This is a genomic window from Akkermansia muciniphila (assembly GCF_030848305.1).
GTDB classification, from domain to species: Bacteria; Verrucomicrobiota; Verrucomicrobiia; order Verrucomicrobiales; family Akkermansiaceae; genus Akkermansia; species Akkermansia muciniphila_A.
The window spans coordinates 757,887-775,856 of record NZ_CP114598.1; the positions used below are offsets into that span (position 1 = coordinate 757,887).

The window sequence follows — 17,970 nt, forward strand, 5'->3', positions numbered from 1 at the left end:
AGAAACACGCGGCAGAAACGCGATACCGCCGCCGGGAAACGCCGGAAGGCTTCGGCCCAAAGCTCAAGCACGGCAGCAGAGAACGTCCTCATCCGGATACGGCAATCCGGAAAAGCGCCCGCCGGAACCGGGAAATATCCGGAAACGTGAATCGGCTGAAAAAAATCCCTGCCTCAATGCCAAAGCCATTCCACACATCAACCGCCCGTCCTTTTTCCGGACAAACTGCCTGCCTATTTATTCATCAAGAGAAAAATGGTGAAAGAAGAAGAAAACGGAACCTGTATCTTGTAACATCACGGAACCACCTGCTTCCCGTACTGTCATGAACCGAATCCTTCCATTACTATCCCTGCCCCTGCTGTCGCTCGCAGCGGCATTTGCCGCCAACACGCCGGAACACATCGGCAACGACCTCAAACTGTTCAAAGACTCCTCCTGCACCTCCCTGAAGCCGGATGTCAAAGACACCTCCGCCTTCCAGTCTGACGCGATGAAGGAACTCGCGGCCAAAATCCTGGCGGGCCATTACAAGCCGGACTACCTGTATGCCGAATACCGGGCCCTCCCCTCACCGCGCCAGACGGGGAAAAATCTCAGAATCGGCGACGGATTCAGCAAGTACGACAACATGACGGGCGTCTATCTGGAAAAAGGGCGGCATGTCGTCCTGGTCGGCAAGACGGAGGGGCAGGAAATCAGCCTCCTGCTGCCGAACCTGATGCGCAAGCCGGCCGAAGGAGTGCAGCCCACAAAAGACCCCAATGGCTGGGGATTGCACAAAAAGCAGATTCCGCTCAAGGAAGGAATCAACATCATTGACGTGGAAACGCCCGCCAACGCCTATATCAGCTACTTCACCGAAGACGCCGGCAAGGCACCGAAAATCCCCGTCCACTTCGTGACCGGCAAAGCCAACGGCTACTTTGACACCACCCGGGGCGACACCAACAAGGACTGGGTTCGTCTGCTTGACCAGGCCGTCTCTCCGATCATGGATGCCCGGGGAAAATACATCCAGGTTGCCTACCCCGTAGAATTCCTGAAAAAATTCACCAAAGACCGCGGAACCGAACTCATCAACGCCTATGACAAACTCATCGGCATCCAATACCAGCTGATGGGCCTGGATAAATACGGCAAAATCCCGAAAAACCGCGTCCTGGCCCGCGTGAACTTCAACTACTACATGTTCCGCGACGGAGATGGAGTCGCCTACCTCGGAAACGACGGGACAATGCGCATGGTCACCGACCCTGAAAACGTTCTCAAGGGCGACGCCTGCTGGGGATTCTCCCACGAAGTAGGACACGTCATGCAAATGCGCCCGATGACCTGGGGCGGCATGACGGAAGTCAGCAACAACATCTTTTCCCTGCAGGCCGCAGCCAAAACAGGCAATGAAAGCCGCCTGAAGCGCCAGGGCAGCTACGACAAGGCGCGCAAGGAAATCATCGAAGGGGAAATCGCCTACCTGCAATCCAAGGACGTTTTCAACAAGCTGGTTCCCCTGTGGCAGCTCCATCTTTACTTTACCAAAAACGGACACCCCGACTTCTATCCTGACGTCATGGAGTACCTGCGCAACAACGCGGGAAACTACGGAGGAAACGAGACCGTTAAATACCAGTTCGAATTCGTCAAGGCATGCTGTGACGTCACAAAAACCGACCTGACGGACTTCTTTGAGAAATGGGGATTCTTCAAGCCCGGAAAATTCCACATCGGTGACTATGCCCAATACGACTTTAACGTCACCCCCGAAATGGCGGCGGAAACGAAAAAATGGATTGCCGACAAAGGCTACCCGAAACCTGAAACCGACATCACCGAATTAAGCGAGTAACGAAATTCGGCAATTCCTTTCCATCATCAAATATGCTGCGAACGGGTAAGAAAAACAGGAGCCTAAGTTCAATTGTTTTAAAAGCATTTTTGATAATGGAAGATTATTAAGAGGTTAAACTCCCTCACCAAGGGTGGAATCATTGCTGATTCCACCCTTTTTATTTTGCTCGTAAGATATTTCCCATTATACGGGGCACAGCAAACGGTACGATACCTCCCACCAGATCAAAAACTCCCAATTGGCAACCTATCCCTGTTTGATTTCAATTCTCGAATGTTTTGAAAATGTTGTTCTCAAATGATTCGGTACAGTGAAATAAAGGAGAGTAAAAATCAAAAATAGTTTAAAATTTTCAAATTTATAAAAATAAATAATTCATAGAAAACAATTTTATTCCACAAGAGAATTTGGATAATAAATCTTGTATTCAAATTCTAAAAGATGGTTAGAACATTCATTTTTACAAATAACTTTTTTAACTTTTATCGCTACAAAATTATTAAAACGATTTTCTAAAACCACTACTTCACCAACATTAATTGATCGAGTTCGTGAACTAAAATCAAAAAATCTAATTTCATCAAACAGCGGAAATTCTCTATAATTTGAATTATATCCAATTCGTTTAACTTTATCCTTATAACAATAGATAGAATTATTTCCACGTTCAGACCAAGCAGTAACAAAAGAAAAATCCCCCTCTCCAATTGTATAAATACCGTTATTTGATTTATAATCAAACAACACTCTTCCTTCGAATAAAGGATTTATGTATTTTATCTTATCTAACGCTAAATTTAGACTTACTTCTTGGGAAACATCATTGTTTTGAAAAGGATTCTCTCCCAAAGACGGCTTTTTCTTTATATCTTCGTCATAAATACGCTCTAACAATTTTCTATACGAATCATAATATTTATCATCATCATTAAAATTTATATATAAAGACCCACTTAAAAACATAGGAAGTTTTTCTTTAATATTATTACGAATCAAAGGTATAACATAATTTAATTTTACGTTATCCACAAGATTAGCACTCAATATTTTTTTCTCATAACCTACTCCTCCCTTACCAATATCAGCTTTCTCTATATACAATGAAGAACAAATACATACAACTAGAGAAGATGAAGATAATCCTTGCTCCATAAACATAGGCAAATCATACCCTAAACGCAAATCCCATTGATCAAAAATAACATCGACTCCATGACTTCTTAGATGGGTAGCCAATTTTAAAACCCAATTCCTATGGGATTCATCATCATGAGAATAAGAAATAAAAACCTTAGGATGACATGACATAATTATTAATATTAAATTAATTTATAACTTGTGTTCTGACTCTAAAACATTTTACGATAGTTTTTTAGTCTAACTATGACCTTAAAAAATCAATACGACCTAATATATACTTTTTTGCAAAAACAGACAAATATTGCGCAATCACGATATGAAAAAACCTTGCAAAATCAAGAGCTTTGCAAGGTTTTAAAAAGAATAAAATGGCGGACAGGGAGGGATTCGAACCCTCGGTACCGGTTTGCGGTACACACACTTTCCAGGCGTGCTCATTCGACCACTCTGACACCTGCCCGTTGGAGATTGTGCTAGATAGGAAAGCAGGGATAGAATAACGGCAGAAGAGAGGTTTGGCAATCTTTTTTTCATTCGGAAGGAATTTTCCGTTTTCCCCGAGTTTTTTCACGTTTCCGGCAGTTGCTCGAAAAGGATGAAAAGCGCCTCGGCAGCACGAGGAAGTTTTCAACAGGAATAAGCAGAAACGAAGCGTATTTTGAAAAGTTTTGAAAGGACAGGTTTCCGTGGTTCACAAAAATCATCCATGAGGGCATGGCAGATTTCCTCCCCCTGTCCTGTTTTGCCCGCAGAGCAAATAAAATTTTTCTCTTTCTCCACCTTTACGGCTTCCGGGCAATCGGGCAAGGTTCAGGTAAGAACCTCTATTGATAAGCTTGCTTCCGTCCGGGCTCCAGGATTGACCGGCAGCCGTTTGAGAAGTTTCAGGAGCGAGACGGGAAGAGAAGACTGAAAGATTCCGGAAGCCCAGGGGTCCGGGAGTTCCGGGAAAACGCGGCAGAAATGGGAATCCACACTGTAAGAAGAGAAGGCAGAACATGCCGTTTCACCGAGTATCATCATTTCCGCGGCTCCGCATTCCTCCCGTCCTCAAAAAAGGCCAAAGGCTTCCGGCATGTCCCGGAAAAGGCGTTTCCCGACCGCACTTCCCCCTTGACGGATGCCCCAAAGACAGGTTTGCTAGTCCTGCGCATGGGAGAGTCCTTTTACACACGCACCACGGAGGCCCCCTCCTCCGCTTTTGATTTGTCCCTCAGACCACCCGCTTTCAGCGAGTTCTGCGGGCAGGAGAAGATTAAGGACCGCCTGATGCTGATGGTGGAAGCCGCCAGACAGCGCGACGACGTGCTGGACCACATCCTGTTGAGCGGTCCCCCGGGCCTGGGGAAGACGACGCTTGCCAATATTATCGCGAATGCCGTCGGCTGCCGCATTCATACGACTTCCGGCCCCCAGATTGAAAAGGCGGGAGACCTGGCCGGCGTGCTGACCAATCTGGAAAAGGGGGATATTCTGTTTATTGACGAGATCCACCGCCTGCACCCGGCCATTGAGGAGTATCTGTACCCGGCCATGGAGGATTTCCGGCTGGATATTATCATCGACCAGGGGCCGAACGCCCGCTCCATCCAGCTCAACCTGCCCAAGTTCACCCTGGTGGGGGCCACCACCCGCGCCGGGATGCTGACCAGCCCGCTGCGTTCCCGCTTCGGCCTGGTGAACCGACTGGATTATTATACGCGGGAGGAGCTGTGCGCCATTATCGAACGGTCCGCGGGGCTGCTGAACGTGCCCGTGGACCCGGAGGGCGCCCTGCAGATCGCGCTGCGCTCCCGCGGCACGCCCCGCGTGGCCAATTCCCTGCTGCGCTGGGTGCGGGATTACGCCCAGGTGCGCGGCGACGGCGTGATTACGGAGCAGTTGGCGCACGACGCCCTGACCATGATTGAGATTGACGACGATGGCCTGGACGAGATGGACAAGCGCCTGCTGGAAGCGATGATTTACAAATTCAACGGCGGCCCGGTGGGCCTTTCCTCCCTGGCGGTGGCCGTAGGGGAGGACGCTTCCACGCTGGAGGACGTGCACGAGCCTTTCCTGATTATGCAGGGGTATATCAGCCGCACCCCCAGGGGGCGCGTGGCGATGCCTTCCGCCTATCTCAAGATGGGAGCCGCGCCGCCCGCCAACGGCCAGGGGTGGCTGTTGTAGGCCATTCATTTACGGCATGGAAGGAGTCCTGCGTTTTGTGCTGGTCATCAGGCCCGCTTTCTTTTAGACTGTTTCCACATAAAACGTCAGGACGTTTTCTGTTCATCATACGCCCAAAGCTATGGCCGCACATTCTGATACTCCCTTTAAAAGACTGCCCGTCAAGATTATCGGTACGGGTTCCTATGTTCCGGAACGCCGCCTGACCAATGCGGATCTGGAAAAGATGGTGGACACTTCCCACGAATGGATTATTGAACGCACGGGCATTGTGGAACGCCGCATCGCCGCCCCTGACGAGTACACTTCCCATATGGGGACGAAGGCCGCCCAGCGCGCTCTGGAATCCTGCGGGCTGAAGCCGGAGGATATTGACCTGATTATCGTCGCCACCATCACGCCGGATACGTTCACCCCTTCCACTTCCTGCTATATCCAGGATGCCCTGGGCGCCAAGAATGCCGCCGCCTTTGACATTTCCGCCGCCTGCTCCGGCTTCCTGTTCGCCATGAAGACCGCCGTCCAGTACATCGGCACCGGCCAGATGAAGACGGCGCTCATCATCGCCGCGGAAAAACTTTCCACCGTCGTCAACTGGGAGGACCGCAGCACCTGCGTCCTGTTCGGGGACGGCGCCGGGGCAGCCGTGCTCCAGGCCTCCACAGGGGAAGAGGGGGAAGGCTCCGTCCTTGCCACGGATATCGGTTCGGACGGCTCCCTGCATGACCTGCTCCAGATTCCGGGCGGCGGCTCCCGCTGCCCCACCACTGCGGAAAACGCCCATGAACGCCTGGCCACCCTGGCCATGCGCGGCAATGAGACTTTCCGCCATGCCGTCACGCGCATGAAAGCCTCCGCCGCCAGCGTCATTGAACGCGCCGGCCTCACGGCGGACGATATTCAGCTGATTATTCCCCACCAGGCCAATCTCCGCATCATTAACGCCGTAGCGCAGCGCCTCTCCATTCCTGAAGATAAGGTGTTCGTGAACATTGAGAAGTACGGCAACACGTCCGCGGCCGCCGTCGCCATCGCCTTTGACGAAGCGCGCCGTTCCGGCAGATTCGGCAAGGGAGACAATGTCGTCCTGGTCACGTTCGGCGCCGGGCTTACCTGGTCCGCCGCCGTTATCCGCTGGTAATATTCTTTTTCATACTCCCCCATCATCATGACCACTGAACCATACGGCAAAAAAAATCCGTTTCCCGCTCCCGTCCTCTCCGTCAAGCACATCACCGGAGAAGGCAGTCCCAAGGAAACCATCCACATTGAATACAGCCTGGACGGTTCCGGGATGAATTACATTGCCGGGGATGCCCTGGCCGTCATTCCCTCCAATGATCCGGCCCTGGCGGACGCTCTGATTGACAAGCTCGGCCTCAGCCCAGATTCCCAGGTTCCCACGCCGGAAGGGGAAACTGCAAGCCTGAAGGACGCCCTGGTTCACTGCTATGACATTACCAATGTCAACAAAGCCCTGCTGACCAAATGGGCCGCCGCTTCCGGCAGCCAGGAGCTGGACGCGCTTCTGGCCGGGGATAAAGACGCCCTCAACGATTTCCTGTGGGGCCGGGACATGCTGGATCTGGCCACGGAATACCCCGCTTCCTTCGAATCCGCGGAGGCTTTCACCGGCATTCTGAAAAAGATCATGCCGCGCCTTTATTCCATCGCCTCCAGCCCGAACGCCCATCCCGAACAGGTTCATCTGTGCGTGGGCGCGGTGCGTTACACGGCCCGTGACCGCAAGCGCGGCGGCGTCTGCTCCACCTACATGGCGGACCGCCTCCAGCCGGGCCATACGGCCAGGGTATTCGTACATACCAACAAAAATTTCCGTCTGCCGGAAGACGGGGACACTCCCATCATCATGGTAGGCCCCGGCACCGGCATCGCCCCCTTCCGGGCATTCTGGGAGGAACGCATCGCTTCCGGCGCCAAGGGCGGCAACTGGCTGTTCTTCGGCAATCCGTACAGGGCTACTGACTTCTGTTATGAAGATGAGCTGACCCAATTGACCGGCACCGGTAAACTGAAGTTGTCCGTGGCCTGGTCCCGCGACCAGGAAAAGAAGGTGTATGTGCAGCACCTCATGGTTCAGGAAGGCGAAGAGCTCTGGAAATGGTTGGAAGCCGGCGCCTGCTTCTATGTCTGCGGAGACGCCTCCCGCATGGCGAAGGATGTAGATGCCGCCCTTCATGAAGTGATCCAGACCTGGGGCCATAAGACTCCGGAGGAAGCCGCGGAATATGTGGCGGACATGAAGCAGCACCGCCGTTACCAGCGGGACGTGTACTAATATCCGAGACAACGCCCCTAATTTTGCTACCGCGCCTTTCCATCATTTTTGGGAAGGCGCTTTTTCTTTTTCCAGAGAAAACCGCTACGCATCAATCCGGCCTCTCTCCCGGCTTCCTCCATGACGGCTCCGGCTGTTTTCCCGTCAATCCCAGCCGGAATAAAACACCCTCCCCTGTCCGAACGCCGGCTTCTTTCAATCCAGAAAAGCCATCTTCCGCTCCCCCCCTCCGTAAAAAATAACGCCGGCCTGAAAAGAATCCATCCGAGCAAAAGTTCTCCCCCCGCTTCAAGCGTTTCCTTACCCTCACTCCAAAGTCTGCCGCGTTCCGCAAACGGCCCTTTTTACTTTTCTGAGCTTGAAAAAGAAGACCATGCAGAACAAATACAGCTTCTGCGGCAGGCAGTGGACGATCCCCATCCATCCCGGCCGCCTTAAGGCCCATCTCTGCCCAAAGGAATAACTCCACCAATCCTGCTGCCGGTCAATGCTGTTGATTATTTTTCTCCTCTCCTCCATTTCGGCAAGCAGTTCTTCCAGCGAACGAAAAACCGGAGCAAGGCCCTCCAGTAATTCCCCGCACAATTCCAGCCCCGCCTCCTTGCTTTTTTTCAACTGGCTTTTCATTTCCAGCTCCCTTTTTTCAAAGGCCTCCGCCGTCCGCATGTCGGCAAACCGGAACGCGCTGTTGACGGCGCAAATATTTTTAAGGGCAAACCGGTAATAATATAAGGATATGCCCGGCATTTCATAAATATTGCCCTGAAGCCATGCGTGAAACCCCATCAAATCGTCTTCAAAACTGGCCGTCATCCGCAGGGAGTTGCCCCATTCGCAGGCGCTCTTCCTGATCATCATGCTTCCGCCGTAATGGGCGGCAGAAGAAAAGGCCCCCTCCTGAAGCGCAAGAGTCGGCATTTCCCGCGGAGCAGCAGGGAAGGCCGGGAATTCAAACGCAACGCCCGGTTCCTCATAGACGCTGGTCATCTGGCTGACCACAGCCACGGCATCCGGGCGTTCCATCACCGCCCAGGCAAAAAGCCTGCATCTCCAGGGGAAAGAACAATCGTCCCCATCCTGACGGAGAATCCATTCATGGGAAGCCAGACCAATCGCCTGCCGGATATGAGGCCCGCGCCCCAGCGGCGTTTCATTCCGGTTCAGGACTACCCGGTACGGCCCCTTATATTGAGCCGCCATTTCCTGCATGACAGCGAAGGTCCCGTCGGAAGAGCCGTCATCCGAAAGAATAATTTCAACCGGTCCTTCATAATCCTGCCCGAATACGCTCCGGATAGCATCCCTGATGCAGCTCTCCTCATTATGCCCGGTCAGGATAATGCTGATGGAAGGAAGTTCCGAAGGGTTCATGAAGAAAAAACACGGAAAAGAAAACGTCAACCATGAAGAGGACAATGTCCTTCTCTATTCATTAATAAGGCGTCACGTTCATACCGGATTCCAAATCCGGGGTCAAGGGTTGATTTTTACACCAAGGAACTTATGTTGCGCGGACGTTCTATGATCAAAAACTCCCCCTTTGCGGGCAGGGGGCCCGAAGCCAGGAAAACAGGGCGAAAAATTTTGCTTTCCATTACTGCCCCCAAACCACTCATTTTTTCATAAACAATTATTTTTTAAAATGATAGAACTCTTTGAACCAGACCGAACCGGAATACCTCAACAACCCGCTACGCTCCATGAGGTATTGGGATAATTTTCTTTTGATTCGCGATGAATACGGAATTTCCCAATCGGATTTGGAATTCGCTGTGAAAGGTTCATTCACGCGCCGATAAATCATGGAGGAGGGACGACGTCTTTTACCCCCCGCCATTCACCGGTCATGATGCTTACAGAACCATCGGATCATTTCCTCCATATCCTGATTTCCATTCCATTCACAAAGCAGTTCATCATTCCCCTTACATGCAGAAACCGTTTTTCAGCATTATGATTCCGGCTTATCATCTGAAAGATGATATTGCTGCCGTCCTTCAGTCAGTACTGGTTCAAACATTTCAGGATGTTGAAATCGGTTCTTCCGATGAGCTCGCTTCCATCATCCCAACAGCATTCGCCAGGATAACGGATTGTTCTACAAGTATTGAAAGAAATCTCCGCGATGCCTCCTGGGAAAGGGCAAACGGCTTTTACAAGGCCGGCATCTGTAGAAATACGGAAGGAGATGCCTTATTTTTTTGTTACCCGGCCATTTACAAGCCGCCTTTTATGGGGAAATGCCGGAGCCGACTATTTTTTAACAAGCCGACTTAACTACCTTCCGGAATTTTCCCGAATCCGGGAAAAACCGTCCGCATATGCCTTCAGGAACGCCTCAACGTTTTATGCCTGATGATTTTTCCGGAGTTTTATCAATAGTAAAAAAATCATTCATTTATGAAAGTTGATACTATTAAGGGAAGTTCCTATGTAATGACCTGTACAAAAGCTTGTACTGTAAGCGCCATTTTCAATTCCGGAGAGACGTCCATGCTTATTCTGGAAGCAGAGAAAAAAGGGCAATACGGTTTTGCGGCCCCGACGGACACCATAGAAGTATCCGATGAAGACGCTTTGATCACCCAGGTTTTCAAAACAGCCGTTCCAGGGCTGCCGGGCCAGAACGGCATCAGGCAAGGAGAAAATGCCGAATTAAAAAACCTGACGGCGGAATCCGGCACTTTTACGGGGACCGTCAACGCCAACGGCGGCATTAATATCCCGCTTGCCGTGGGGGCGGCAACAGATATGTCAGCGGTCAACCGCCTGTACGCCGCCGGGCTGGCCGCCGTGACGGACGCTTTTTCCGTCAGGTGTTATCCGCTCCCGGCGGATTGCTCGTCTTCCAACGGGACGGTTTTCAAAACAGACAAGGAACCCAATTCCCTTTATTTCAATGTTCCTCCCAATTCCTCTTTTACCGTGAAATGCGGCCTCGTGACCAACGCGAGACCCATGCACAATTATTCCAGCATCCGGGGGTGGGTGGCTCCGGTGCGCCTGCCTTCCGTCAGCGCTAAATTCACGGCCAGGTTCGGACAGATGACGACGATTGCGCGCATGGGACGGGACAGGGACGCGTTTACGCTGGTGCCGGATCAGGCGGCGGGCGGATATAAGATTGGGGAGATTATTGACATTACGTTTGATCATGTCCGGGATGCAGCCGCAGGGGGGTATCATATTCGTGTCCGGGAGATTTATTATTCCAATGCCGAGCAGAAATGGAAGATGAAGACGACGCAGGCCCTCGCGCCGGAGCCGTCTATCAATTCCGGTTATCCCGTCTGCGTGTACGCGGTGGTTTACGAGCAATACCAGGACGGGGGATACGATACCGAAGACAGGGGAGCGTTATGGCTGCTGCATGGCGGGAATTCCACCCGCGGCTGCGTCAAGATCGCTACGGTGAAGGGGGTTCATTGCTTTGAGAGTATTTATCCCTTTTCCGGATACTATCTCGATATGGAGAATGCCAATAGCTGGGCTCTGTCCGGAGCTTTCCTTCCGGCGACGATGCACTTGCATTGCAATAACGTCAATCCGGCTTATTACGGGTTTTCCTCCATGGAGAGCAATATCATTGTCTCCGAGGCGGTGGAGGATTTTGTTGACCCGGAAGCCGAAACGGCTACCGAAGAATGAGCATGAATAACGCAACGTTCCCCTTCCTGCTGCCGGCAACGCCTCTACGTCCCTATTCAATTTTTCTTCCGCCACGGCAACCGGGTTTCCACAATCGCCACCGCGCGGTGCGCCATGCCGCGCATGCCCTGCGTACCGCAATACATTAAAAGAACCGTCACTCCGCCATAGGAGACGGCCATGAGAAAGGCGCATAAAAACCAGGAGAAGAAAGATGCGGAAGGCTGCAGAGGAACGAATTTCCAGATCCAGTCCATGAACACGGCCGAAATCGAAACCAGCGCCAGCTGGTAACCGAACTGGAACCAGTAACTCATCACATTTTTTCTGAATCCCCAGTTATACAGCATGAAGGGCTTCCATATGCCCACAATAAGTATCAGGCTGGAGACTCCCCCCAACAGAACGCCGGGTAATCCCCATAAGTAACCTCCGATGATCGCCACGGAAATGTTGATCACGCTTTCCGCAAGAGGAGCCCACACATCCCAAAACAAACCGTAACCGTATAAAAACTGATCCACAACCCCCCGCGTAATGGTGATGAACAGCCTGATGACAAGCAACAGCATGATTTCCCGGGGAAGGATATATTCCGCCCCCAGCCAAAGCGTGATGAATGGCTCCAGAAGCTGGTAAAGGGGGAAACATACCGTGCCGGCAATCAGCATGCGCAGGGAAAACAGCTCACTAAACACTTTGCGGATTTTTCCCTCATTTCCCTCCGCAATCAAGTTGCCCACACTGGCTTCCGTACTGCCGAGCAGATTATTGACCAGAAGGTGCAGTTTATCCACAATGGTGGAATAGTTGCCGAAATAGGCCGCCATCTGGAGGGAAACAAAGGCATATACCAGAAACGGCGTCATCTGAAACTGGAAAAAGCTTCCCAGCCGATGCATAAACAGCTGCTTGGTGTATTTAGTGACTTCAGGATATTTTTTGAACAGTTCCTTCCCCAGGGCCACATTGCTTTTCAGCCAGGGATATACCTGATTGATCTTCCAATTCAGGATGAAGGAGTAAATAATGCCGAAGAACAGTTCTATCCCTATCCATAGATAATAGCTTCCCGTATACCATGCTGACAGCATCTGGCATATGATTTTGATGATGGATGCCGTCTGGAAATAAAACGCCACCACGTAATTCCTCTGGTCCGCTCCCAAAAGGGTCTGCCTGTAGTTGGCGAAATACCCGATCAGGGAAGAGGCCAGAAAGGAATAATAAGCAAAATAGATGATTCCATAGGAAAAGCCCGTGGAAGGGAAAATAACCGGGAGGAAACAGGAAAGCGCTACTCCAGCCGCGATGATCAGCCGCCCTATCCACCGGTACATGTATCCCAGCACGGAGATAATTTCATTAATCCTGGTTTCATCATGCTCAAAGATAGGCTTGTAAAGCACATACCCGATAGCCGTGCTTATGCCAAGTTCCGCCAAATTGAGGAAATTCAGCAGACTCATTAATGTTCCCGTCAAACCGACAAAATCGGCACCCAGGCAATTCAAGAATATTTTCCTTGAAAAAAAAGAAATGAGAAGAATCAAAACATAAAAAATGAGATTGACCCTGGCGTTCAACAGGCTTTTCTTTACGCGGGATTCTTCCATATTATTTATTCCATCAATTTCATCCTTTCCCGGGAAAAGTTAAAAATACCTGTTTTATTGATAACCGGATTATTTATTCAACCGGCAATACGCCAACGGGATATTGCCGGCCATACGGGTACGGAAAGCGGTGCCAATCTAACACAACATTCTGCTGCATCAATATCTTTTTATGAAGCCCCGGCCAACAGGCCTTCACAGGGAATAGAAACCGGACAAAATCGTCCGGTCCCATGCAGACTCCTTATCCGATCACCGGAAAAAAACAAATTCCTCATTTTTACAGGGCCATGATCCGGAACAGTTCCATAAAGTGTCCTTGTTTTATTTCTTCTTTTCATCTACATTACCGCCCGTGAGCAAGGGCAGGATTCTCATCGTTACATATGTTTTTCCTCCGGAAGAAGGAGGCGTGGGCATGGCTGCCTATGAGATGGCCCGCAGCCTGAACTCCCTGGGCTGGGACATCCATGTCCTCACGCGCCCTCTGGATTCACCGGAGGATTCTTTCCGCTCCCGCCCATACAGCCCTCTCACCACCCTGCCGGACACCCTGACTAAGAACAGAGCCCGCTTAAGGGAATATCTGAACGGGTTTCTGGAAGATTTCCGGCCGGATGTTATTATCTACCACTCCTGGGCGGATTGGTGCCGGGAAGAATTGCTGGACGCGGCACGGGATTCAGGCATTCCATTTTTCCTCCGCTCCCATGGAACAGCCACCAATTTCCATTCTTTTTTCCGCCTTAACTACCCTCCTTTTTTCGGTCTGAAAAAATGGCTCTGCTCCTTTTTCCAAATACGCAGGAATATCCTCAACGTATGCCGGAAATCACCTCTAAACCGCCTCGTTTTTCTCGACCCTTACGGAACACTTTTCAAAAGCTTTGATTATTATTACGCATCCAGACGCAAACTTTCCAATTATTCCTGCATTCCCAACACCTTCCCGGCTCTGAAAAGAACCGCTCCTTTTTTCCGGGAAAAATACGGACTTTCCTCCACCCCCGTTTTCACCTGCCCCGCCAGCGCCAGCATGAGGAAACGGCAGCTTCTCTTCATCCGCCATGTGAAACGCACCCATCTTCAGCAGATCACGTTTCTTTTTCTCATTCCCCAGCGCAATTCCTATGCGGAACAAATGGAACAGGCCATCGGGGATGATCCCAGATTCAGGATTCTCTACAGGCTCCCGCGTCCGGAGGTAGAAGCCGCCATTACGGAAAGCCATGCCGTTTTTCTTTACTCCTTCCAGGAACAGCAACCCCTCTCCATTCTGGAGGCGATGTCATGCGGCGTTCCCTGGTTCGCTCCGGATGCAGGAGCCCTTTCCACCCTGGAAGGGGGAATCGTCCTGAAAAACGCATCCCCCTCCGCGCTGGAAAAAGCTGTGGAATCGCTGACGGACGAAACAACACGGGAAACACTGGGACGTAAGGGCCTCCGGCAATGGGAAGCCCGTTACGCCCCCGACGCAGTAAACAGGAAGTGGGAGGAACTGCTTTTTTCCTCCATCCGTCCGGGAGAAAAGTCTCCGTTCGCGTCCTCCATCGTTCCGGACCATTTATCCACCTGCTAACCCCTTGCCCCTTTTTCCCAATCCATGACGCCCAAACGCCCCCGTCCCGTATTAGCCATAGCAGCGGATCTCCCTCTGGGCCGGCTGCTGACGTCTTTCCGCAACAAGGACCGGCGTGCGATTCCCTGGATTTTTTCCCTTTTCCATGCTCTGGAATCTCAGGAAGATTTTGACATCCACTGGATTACTCTCAGCAAAGCCGTTTCCGCCGCGGAAACTATCCGGATGCGCAACCAGACCATCCATATTCTTCCCCTGGGCAGCATGGGCAAAAATATCCTGACGGCCCATTTCCTGACCGTCCGGAGAATACGCAAGACCCTGAACGATATCCAGCCGGACCTCCTGCACGTATGGGGCGTGGAGCAGGCTTACGCTCTGGCGGGGATTGCTTTCCGGGGAAAGAAGCTCCTTTCCTACCAGGGGGCCCTCACCGCCTACTGCCAGCGCGCTCCGCAGGCCTTCCTCCTCCATATGCAGGCCCTTTGGGAACGCATGGCCGTCAAACATTATGATCTTATCACGTGCGAATCCCCCTGGGCATGCGACCGCGTTGCGGAAATTGCCCCCCAGGCCCGCCTGTCCTGCATGGAATACGGCGTGGAACCTTCCTTTTACCATCTTGACAGAAGCCCGTCTCCAGAACCTTCCTGCCTCTTTGCCGGAACCATTTACGAACTGAAGGGCATCTCCTATCTGGTGGAGGCCTTCACGCATCCGTCCCTTTCCCATGTCCAGCTGTTCGTGGCGGGCAACGGCGCCCTCAGGGAAAGGCTGGAAGCCCGGTCCACCCCCAATATCCACTGGCTGGGCGGCATTTCCCGCGAAGAACTCCAGCAGCGCCTCTCCACGGCGTGGTTCCTGGTGCATCCCACCCTGGGGGATTGCTGCCCCAATATCGTGAAGGAGGCAAGAGTCATGGGCCTTCCGGTAATCACCACGGAAGAAGGCGGGCAGACTCAATATGTCCAGGACGGCGTATCCGGCTATATTGTCCCGGTCCGCAACAGCGACGCCATCAGGGAGGCCGCGCAGAAACTTTCAGCCAGCCTGGATAAGGCCATGTCCATGGGAATGGAGCGGCATCAGGAATGCCGCCGCCTGCTGGACGTAAAGCAGACAGTAACCGGGTGCCTGTCACGTTATCATACCATGCTGTATTCACGCTGATGAAATTATTCCTTATCCATCTGCTTTCAGGAATAGGACGTCTGCTGCTCAGGCTCAAGGGGGTGCGCACCGGAACGGGCGTCATTCTTTCCGGGCTTCCCCTCATTAAAAAATTCCCGGGAGCGTCCATCACCATCGGCAACGGAGTCACCATCCACTCCCTGACCCGGATGAATCCGGTACTTTCCCATCACACCTGCCTAGCCGCCCTTTCCAATCAGGCAAGCATCATTCTGGAGGACGGCTGCGGCATCAGCGGAGCCGCCCTGGTCTGCGTCAACGGCATCCGCATCGGACGCCACACGCTGATAGGAGCGGACGCGCTGATTCTGGACAACGACATGCACTATCCCCGGAGCGGCTCCAGGTGGGGATCAACTCTGGGGCAGCCCGAACAGGGGCAGCCCATTTCCATCGGGGAAGGATGCTTCATCGGAGCCAGGGCCACCATTTTGAAAGGAGTCACCATCGGCTCCGGCTCCGTAGTCGCCGCAGGAGCCGTCGTCACCCGGGATGTGCCTCCCGGCTGCCTGGCCATCGGAAATCCCGCAGTAAATAAACCGCTCCCCGAACGTCTCAAACATCCCCGGGAAACACAACAAGCCATCTGCCCTTGAGCATTTCCCCTGCCTGCCTCAGGGGGCTCCAAAGGCAGACTCTTTCATGACACCGCAAAATCCTACAATTTTATTACCCTCATCCCGGGAACATTGGATTGACATATCCCGATTCCTCGCGGCATGCCTGATTGTATGCGTCCACGCGCCGGCCTTTTCTTTCGCCAGCCTGTTCCAGCTTCCGGTTTTCAACGGCCGCGTGGCATTTTTCCTGATTCTGGCAGGTTATTTCATGGGCCGGAATAATTCCTGGAAAAAAGCGTTCAAACGGGGTTATACGCTTCTCATTCCCTTTCTGTTCTGGAATGTAGTCATCTCTTTCCTCCATCCGGGAATCATGAATATGGAATTGCCGGAATACTTATGCAATCTTGTAGGCTTCCGCTCCCTTTTCACTCCCGATTTTATTCCTTTTTCCATCAATGAATTGACGGGAGAGCCCTTTTCCCCGCCCACATGGTTTTTGAGGGATATTATTCTCTGCTCCCTCATTTCCCCATCCTGCTGAAATTGAAATATCCGGTTTTTGTCCTGATCCTGATTTGCTTCAGCACGGACTGGCTCCAATACCCCGTGCCGTCCAACAAAATCACTCTTGCTCCATTCACTGTCTCCCTGTTCAGCCTGGGCCTTTTCCTGTCTTCCATCAAACTGGCTGAAGTAAAACACTTTTACAAAAATTCCTTTACTCCCTTCGTCCTGCTCGCCGTAGGCGCCGGGTTTCTGCTCAGCATCACCAACTATTTAAGCGTCTGCCAGAATAACCCAGAATGGAACATGCACAAAATACTGGCATCTTATGGAGTATGGAACATCTCCTGGCCGGCTGTCCATTTGAATTCCCTCTGCCCTGTCTTCGGGGCGCTTCTTCTCATGGCCCTTGGAATCTGGCTGGAAAAGAAAATTCCCGTCGCCAGAAAGCTGTCCAACTATGCTCCCGCCTGTTTCCTGATATTCGTTCTTCATTACCCTTTAATCATGTTGATCCCCACCCATATTTGGAAACAATCCTTTTTCGCTCCCTTTGTATTAATCCCCGCCATCATTTTCCTTATCGTCGCATTCTACCTTTTCCTGAGAAAACTCTTCCCGGCCTGTCTGCCCTATGTCGCCAACGACCGCATCACCCATGTTCCCAAAAAAAATTAAGGCCTGTATTCTCTTTTTTCTTTTAACCGTTCCGGCCGCATTAGGCGCCGTCTGGTGCGCCAAACACGCCTACCGTTACCATTTGGCTGTCCATCCCCTGCCCTATTCCCCGGAACAGGGCGCCCTGCTGGAAAAACACCGGCAGGACAAACGCAACGCCCGGCTGAATCCCCATGCCCCCGTGTTGTTCCTGGGCTCCTCCACCATGGAATTCTGGCTGAGAGAAGGGAAACGTTCCTGGGAAACCTGGTTTTCCCCTCTGGGATGCCTCAACCTGGGAACCAGAAGCGAGACCACGGGCAACCTGCTCTGGCGCATCAATGACGGCCTGACAAGCCCGCTGACTCCCAAAATAATCGTCCTGTATTCGGGAGTCAACAATCTGGGAGTGCAAAAAAGCCTGGGATGGACGGCTTTTCAGGGAAACGTGGCCATCGTCAAAAAAATCAGGGAGATTTACAGCCCGGAGACGACCGCCATCATTGTCATTCCCCCGCTTATCGCGCAAAAAGGGTCGCGCATGGAAACCTTCAGAAATTGTCTGCTCCAACACGACTTTGGAAAAAATGTCCATGTCCTCCCCCTTCATTTCTTCCTTCCGGGAAAGGATGCCAGCCTTTATACTTGGGACGGCCTTCATCTCAACGCCCTGGGATATGAAGCCATCTCGCCTCCGCTTTTCCGCTTCCTCCAACAGCTTTTAAGCAGGAGCAGTCTTTAGGGCCTCACAA

Annotated in this window: 15 protein-coding genes and 1 tRNA gene; 12 read left to right on the top strand and 4 right to left on the bottom strand. The window is 51.9% G+C overall.

Features of this window, described 5'->3' with window-relative positions:
* Nucleotides 1-325 precede the first annotated feature (325 nt).
* A complete protein-coding gene (locus O4G22_RS03365; protein ID WP_046436580.1) occupies nucleotides 326-1,846 on the top strand; it encodes a M60 family metallopeptidase in 1,521 nt (506 codons plus the stop codon).
* 393 nt (nucleotides 1,847-2,239) lie between these two features.
* Here O4G22_RS03365 and O4G22_RS03370 read toward each other — a convergent pair whose 3' ends face one another.
* Both O4G22_RS03370 and O4G22_RS03375 read right to left on the bottom strand, forming a co-directional pair.
* Complete coding sequence (locus O4G22_RS03370; protein ID WP_306702166.1) at nucleotides 2,240-3,157, bottom strand: toll/interleukin-1 receptor domain-containing protein; 918 nt, start codon at nucleotides 3,155-3,157, stop codon at nucleotides 2,240-2,242.
* A 201-nt stretch (nucleotides 3,158-3,358) separates the two neighbouring features.
* Nucleotides 3,359-3,449: transfer RNA gene (locus tag O4G22_RS03375), tRNA-Ser, on the bottom strand.
* 692 nt (nucleotides 3,450-4,141) lie between these two features.
* Here O4G22_RS03375 and ruvB point away from each other — a divergent pair.
* From ruvB to O4G22_RS03390, 3 genes are all read left to right on the top strand, one after another.
* On the top strand, nucleotides 4,142-5,161 hold the full coding sequence (gene ruvB, locus O4G22_RS03380; RefSeq protein WP_012419681.1) for a Holliday junction branch migration DNA helicase RuvB: 1,020 nt from the start codon (nucleotides 4,142-4,144) through the stop codon (nucleotides 5,159-5,161).
* Between the two features lie 121 nt (nucleotides 5,162-5,282).
* Nucleotides 5,283-6,302 (top strand): beta-ketoacyl-ACP synthase III, encoded by a 1,020-nt coding sequence (locus O4G22_RS03385; protein WP_094136820.1) that lies wholly within the window; start codon nucleotides 5,283-5,285, stop codon nucleotides 6,300-6,302.
* 27 nt (nucleotides 6,303-6,329) lie between these two features.
* Nucleotides 6,330-7,460: a sulfite reductase subunit alpha gene (locus O4G22_RS03390; RefSeq protein WP_306702167.1), complete on the top strand. Its 1,131-nt coding sequence runs from the start codon at nucleotides 6,330-6,332 to the stop codon at nucleotides 7,458-7,460.
* A 306-nt stretch (nucleotides 7,461-7,766) separates the two neighbouring features.
* On the opposite strand, the gene O4G22_RS03395 is transcribed toward O4G22_RS03390, so the two are convergent.
* Nucleotides 7,767-8,831, bottom strand: coding sequence for a glycosyltransferase family 2 protein (locus O4G22_RS03395; protein ID WP_306702168.1), 1,065 nt, complete (start codon nucleotides 8,829-8,831; stop codon nucleotides 7,767-7,769).
* A 558-nt stretch (nucleotides 8,832-9,389) separates the two neighbouring features.
* On the opposite strand from O4G22_RS03395, the gene O4G22_RS03400 reads away from it, so the two are divergent.
* Nucleotides 9,390-9,737, top strand: coding sequence for a glycosyltransferase family 2 protein (locus O4G22_RS03400; RefSeq protein ID WP_102733714.1), 348 nt, complete (start codon nucleotides 9,390-9,392; stop codon nucleotides 9,735-9,737).
* A gap of 123 nt (nucleotides 9,738-9,860) precedes the next feature.
* Complete coding sequence (locus O4G22_RS03405) at nucleotides 9,861-11,108, top strand: hypothetical protein (RefSeq protein ID WP_306702169.1); 1,248 nt, start codon at nucleotides 9,861-9,863, stop codon at nucleotides 11,106-11,108.
* Between the two features lie 56 nt (nucleotides 11,109-11,164).
* Here the strand turns inward: O4G22_RS03405 and O4G22_RS03410 are convergent, their stop codons facing one another.
* Complete coding sequence (locus O4G22_RS03410) at nucleotides 11,165-12,724, bottom strand: lipopolysaccharide biosynthesis protein (protein WP_343229903.1); 1,560 nt, start codon at nucleotides 12,722-12,724, stop codon at nucleotides 11,165-11,167.
* A gap of 355 nt (nucleotides 12,725-13,079) precedes the next feature.
* Between O4G22_RS03410 and O4G22_RS03415 the strand changes: the two genes are divergently transcribed.
* From O4G22_RS03415 to O4G22_RS03435, 6 genes are read left to right on the top strand one after another with little or no spacing between them, the layout of a single operon-like run.
* Nucleotides 13,080-14,303: a glycosyltransferase family 4 protein gene (locus O4G22_RS03415; RefSeq protein ID WP_306702170.1), complete on the top strand. Its 1,224-nt coding sequence runs from the start codon at nucleotides 13,080-13,082 to the stop codon at nucleotides 14,301-14,303.
* Nucleotides 14,304-14,327: 24 nt separating this feature from the next.
* Nucleotides 14,328-15,473 (top strand): glycosyltransferase family 4 protein, encoded by a 1,146-nt coding sequence (locus tag O4G22_RS03420; protein WP_306702171.1) that lies wholly within the window; start codon nucleotides 14,328-14,330, stop codon nucleotides 15,471-15,473.
* Complete coding sequence (locus tag O4G22_RS03425) at nucleotides 15,473-16,090, top strand: acyltransferase (RefSeq protein WP_257228760.1); 618 nt, start codon at nucleotides 15,473-15,475, stop codon at nucleotides 16,088-16,090. The genes O4G22_RS03420 and O4G22_RS03425 overlap by 1 nt, the downstream gene beginning before the upstream one ends.
* A 46-nt stretch (nucleotides 16,091-16,136) precedes the next feature.
* Entirely contained in the window at nucleotides 16,137-16,598 is a 462-nt protein-coding gene (locus O4G22_RS11560; RefSeq protein ID WP_430538341.1) for an acyltransferase family protein, read from the top strand.
* Nucleotides 16,547-17,239 carry a hypothetical protein gene (locus O4G22_RS03430; protein WP_306702172.1) on the top strand — a complete coding sequence of 231 codons (693 nt, stop codon included), beginning with the start codon at nucleotides 16,547-16,549 and terminating at the stop codon, nucleotides 17,237-17,239. Before O4G22_RS11560 ends, O4G22_RS03430 begins: the two co-directional genes overlap by 52 nt.
* The gene (locus O4G22_RS03435) at nucleotides 17,220-17,960 is read left to right on the top strand and encodes a GDSL-type esterase/lipase family protein (protein ID WP_046437761.1); all 741 of its coding nucleotides are present in this window, start codon (nucleotides 17,220-17,222) and stop codon (nucleotides 17,958-17,960) included. The genes O4G22_RS03430 and O4G22_RS03435 overlap by 20 nt, the downstream gene beginning before the upstream one ends.
* The last annotated feature ends 10 nt before the right edge of the window (nucleotides 17,961-17,970 follow it).

Bases quoted from the DNA above. Each gene is read 5' to 3' on its own strand.
- O4G22_RS03365 (WP_046436580.1), top strand. From the start codon at position 326: ATGAACCGAATCCTTCCATTACTATCCCTGCCCCTGCTGTCGCTCGCA.
- O4G22_RS03370 (WP_306702166.1), bottom strand. From the start codon at position 3,157: ATGTCATGTCATCCTAAGGTTTTTATTTCTTATTCTCATGATGATGAA.
- ruvB (WP_012419681.1), top strand. From the start codon at position 4,142: ATGGGAGAGTCCTTTTACACACGCACCACGGAGGCCCCCTCCTCCGCT.
- O4G22_RS03385 (WP_094136820.1), top strand. From the start codon at position 5,283: ATGGCCGCACATTCTGATACTCCCTTTAAAAGACTGCCCGTCAAGATT.
- O4G22_RS03390 (WP_306702167.1), top strand. From the start codon at position 6,330: ATGACCACTGAACCATACGGCAAAAAAAATCCGTTTCCCGCTCCCGTC.
- O4G22_RS03395 (WP_306702168.1), bottom strand. From the start codon at position 8,831: ATGAACCCTTCGGAACTTCCTTCCATCAGCATTATCCTGACCGGGCAT.
- O4G22_RS03400 (WP_102733714.1), top strand. From the start codon at position 9,390: ATGCAGAAACCGTTTTTCAGCATTATGATTCCGGCTTATCATCTGAAA.
- O4G22_RS03405 (WP_306702169.1), top strand. From the start codon at position 9,861: ATGAAAGTTGATACTATTAAGGGAAGTTCCTATGTAATGACCTGTACA.
- O4G22_RS03410 (WP_343229903.1), bottom strand. From the start codon at position 12,724: ATGGAAGAATCCCGCGTAAAGAAAAGCCTGTTGAACGCCAGGGTCAAT.
- O4G22_RS03420 (WP_306702171.1), top strand. From the start codon at position 14,328: ATGACGCCCAAACGCCCCCGTCCCGTATTAGCCATAGCAGCGGATCTC.
- O4G22_RS03425 (WP_257228760.1), top strand. From the start codon at position 15,473: ATGAAATTATTCCTTATCCATCTGCTTTCAGGAATAGGACGTCTGCTG.
- O4G22_RS11560 (WP_430538341.1), top strand. From the start codon at position 16,137: ATGACACCGCAAAATCCTACAATTTTATTACCCTCATCCCGGGAACAT.
- O4G22_RS03430 (WP_306702172.1), top strand. From the start codon at position 16,547: ATGGTTTTTGAGGGATATTATTCTCTGCTCCCTCATTTCCCCATCCTG.
- O4G22_RS03435 (WP_046437761.1), top strand. From the start codon at position 17,220: ATGTTCCCAAAAAAAATTAAGGCCTGTATTCTCTTTTTTCTTTTAACC.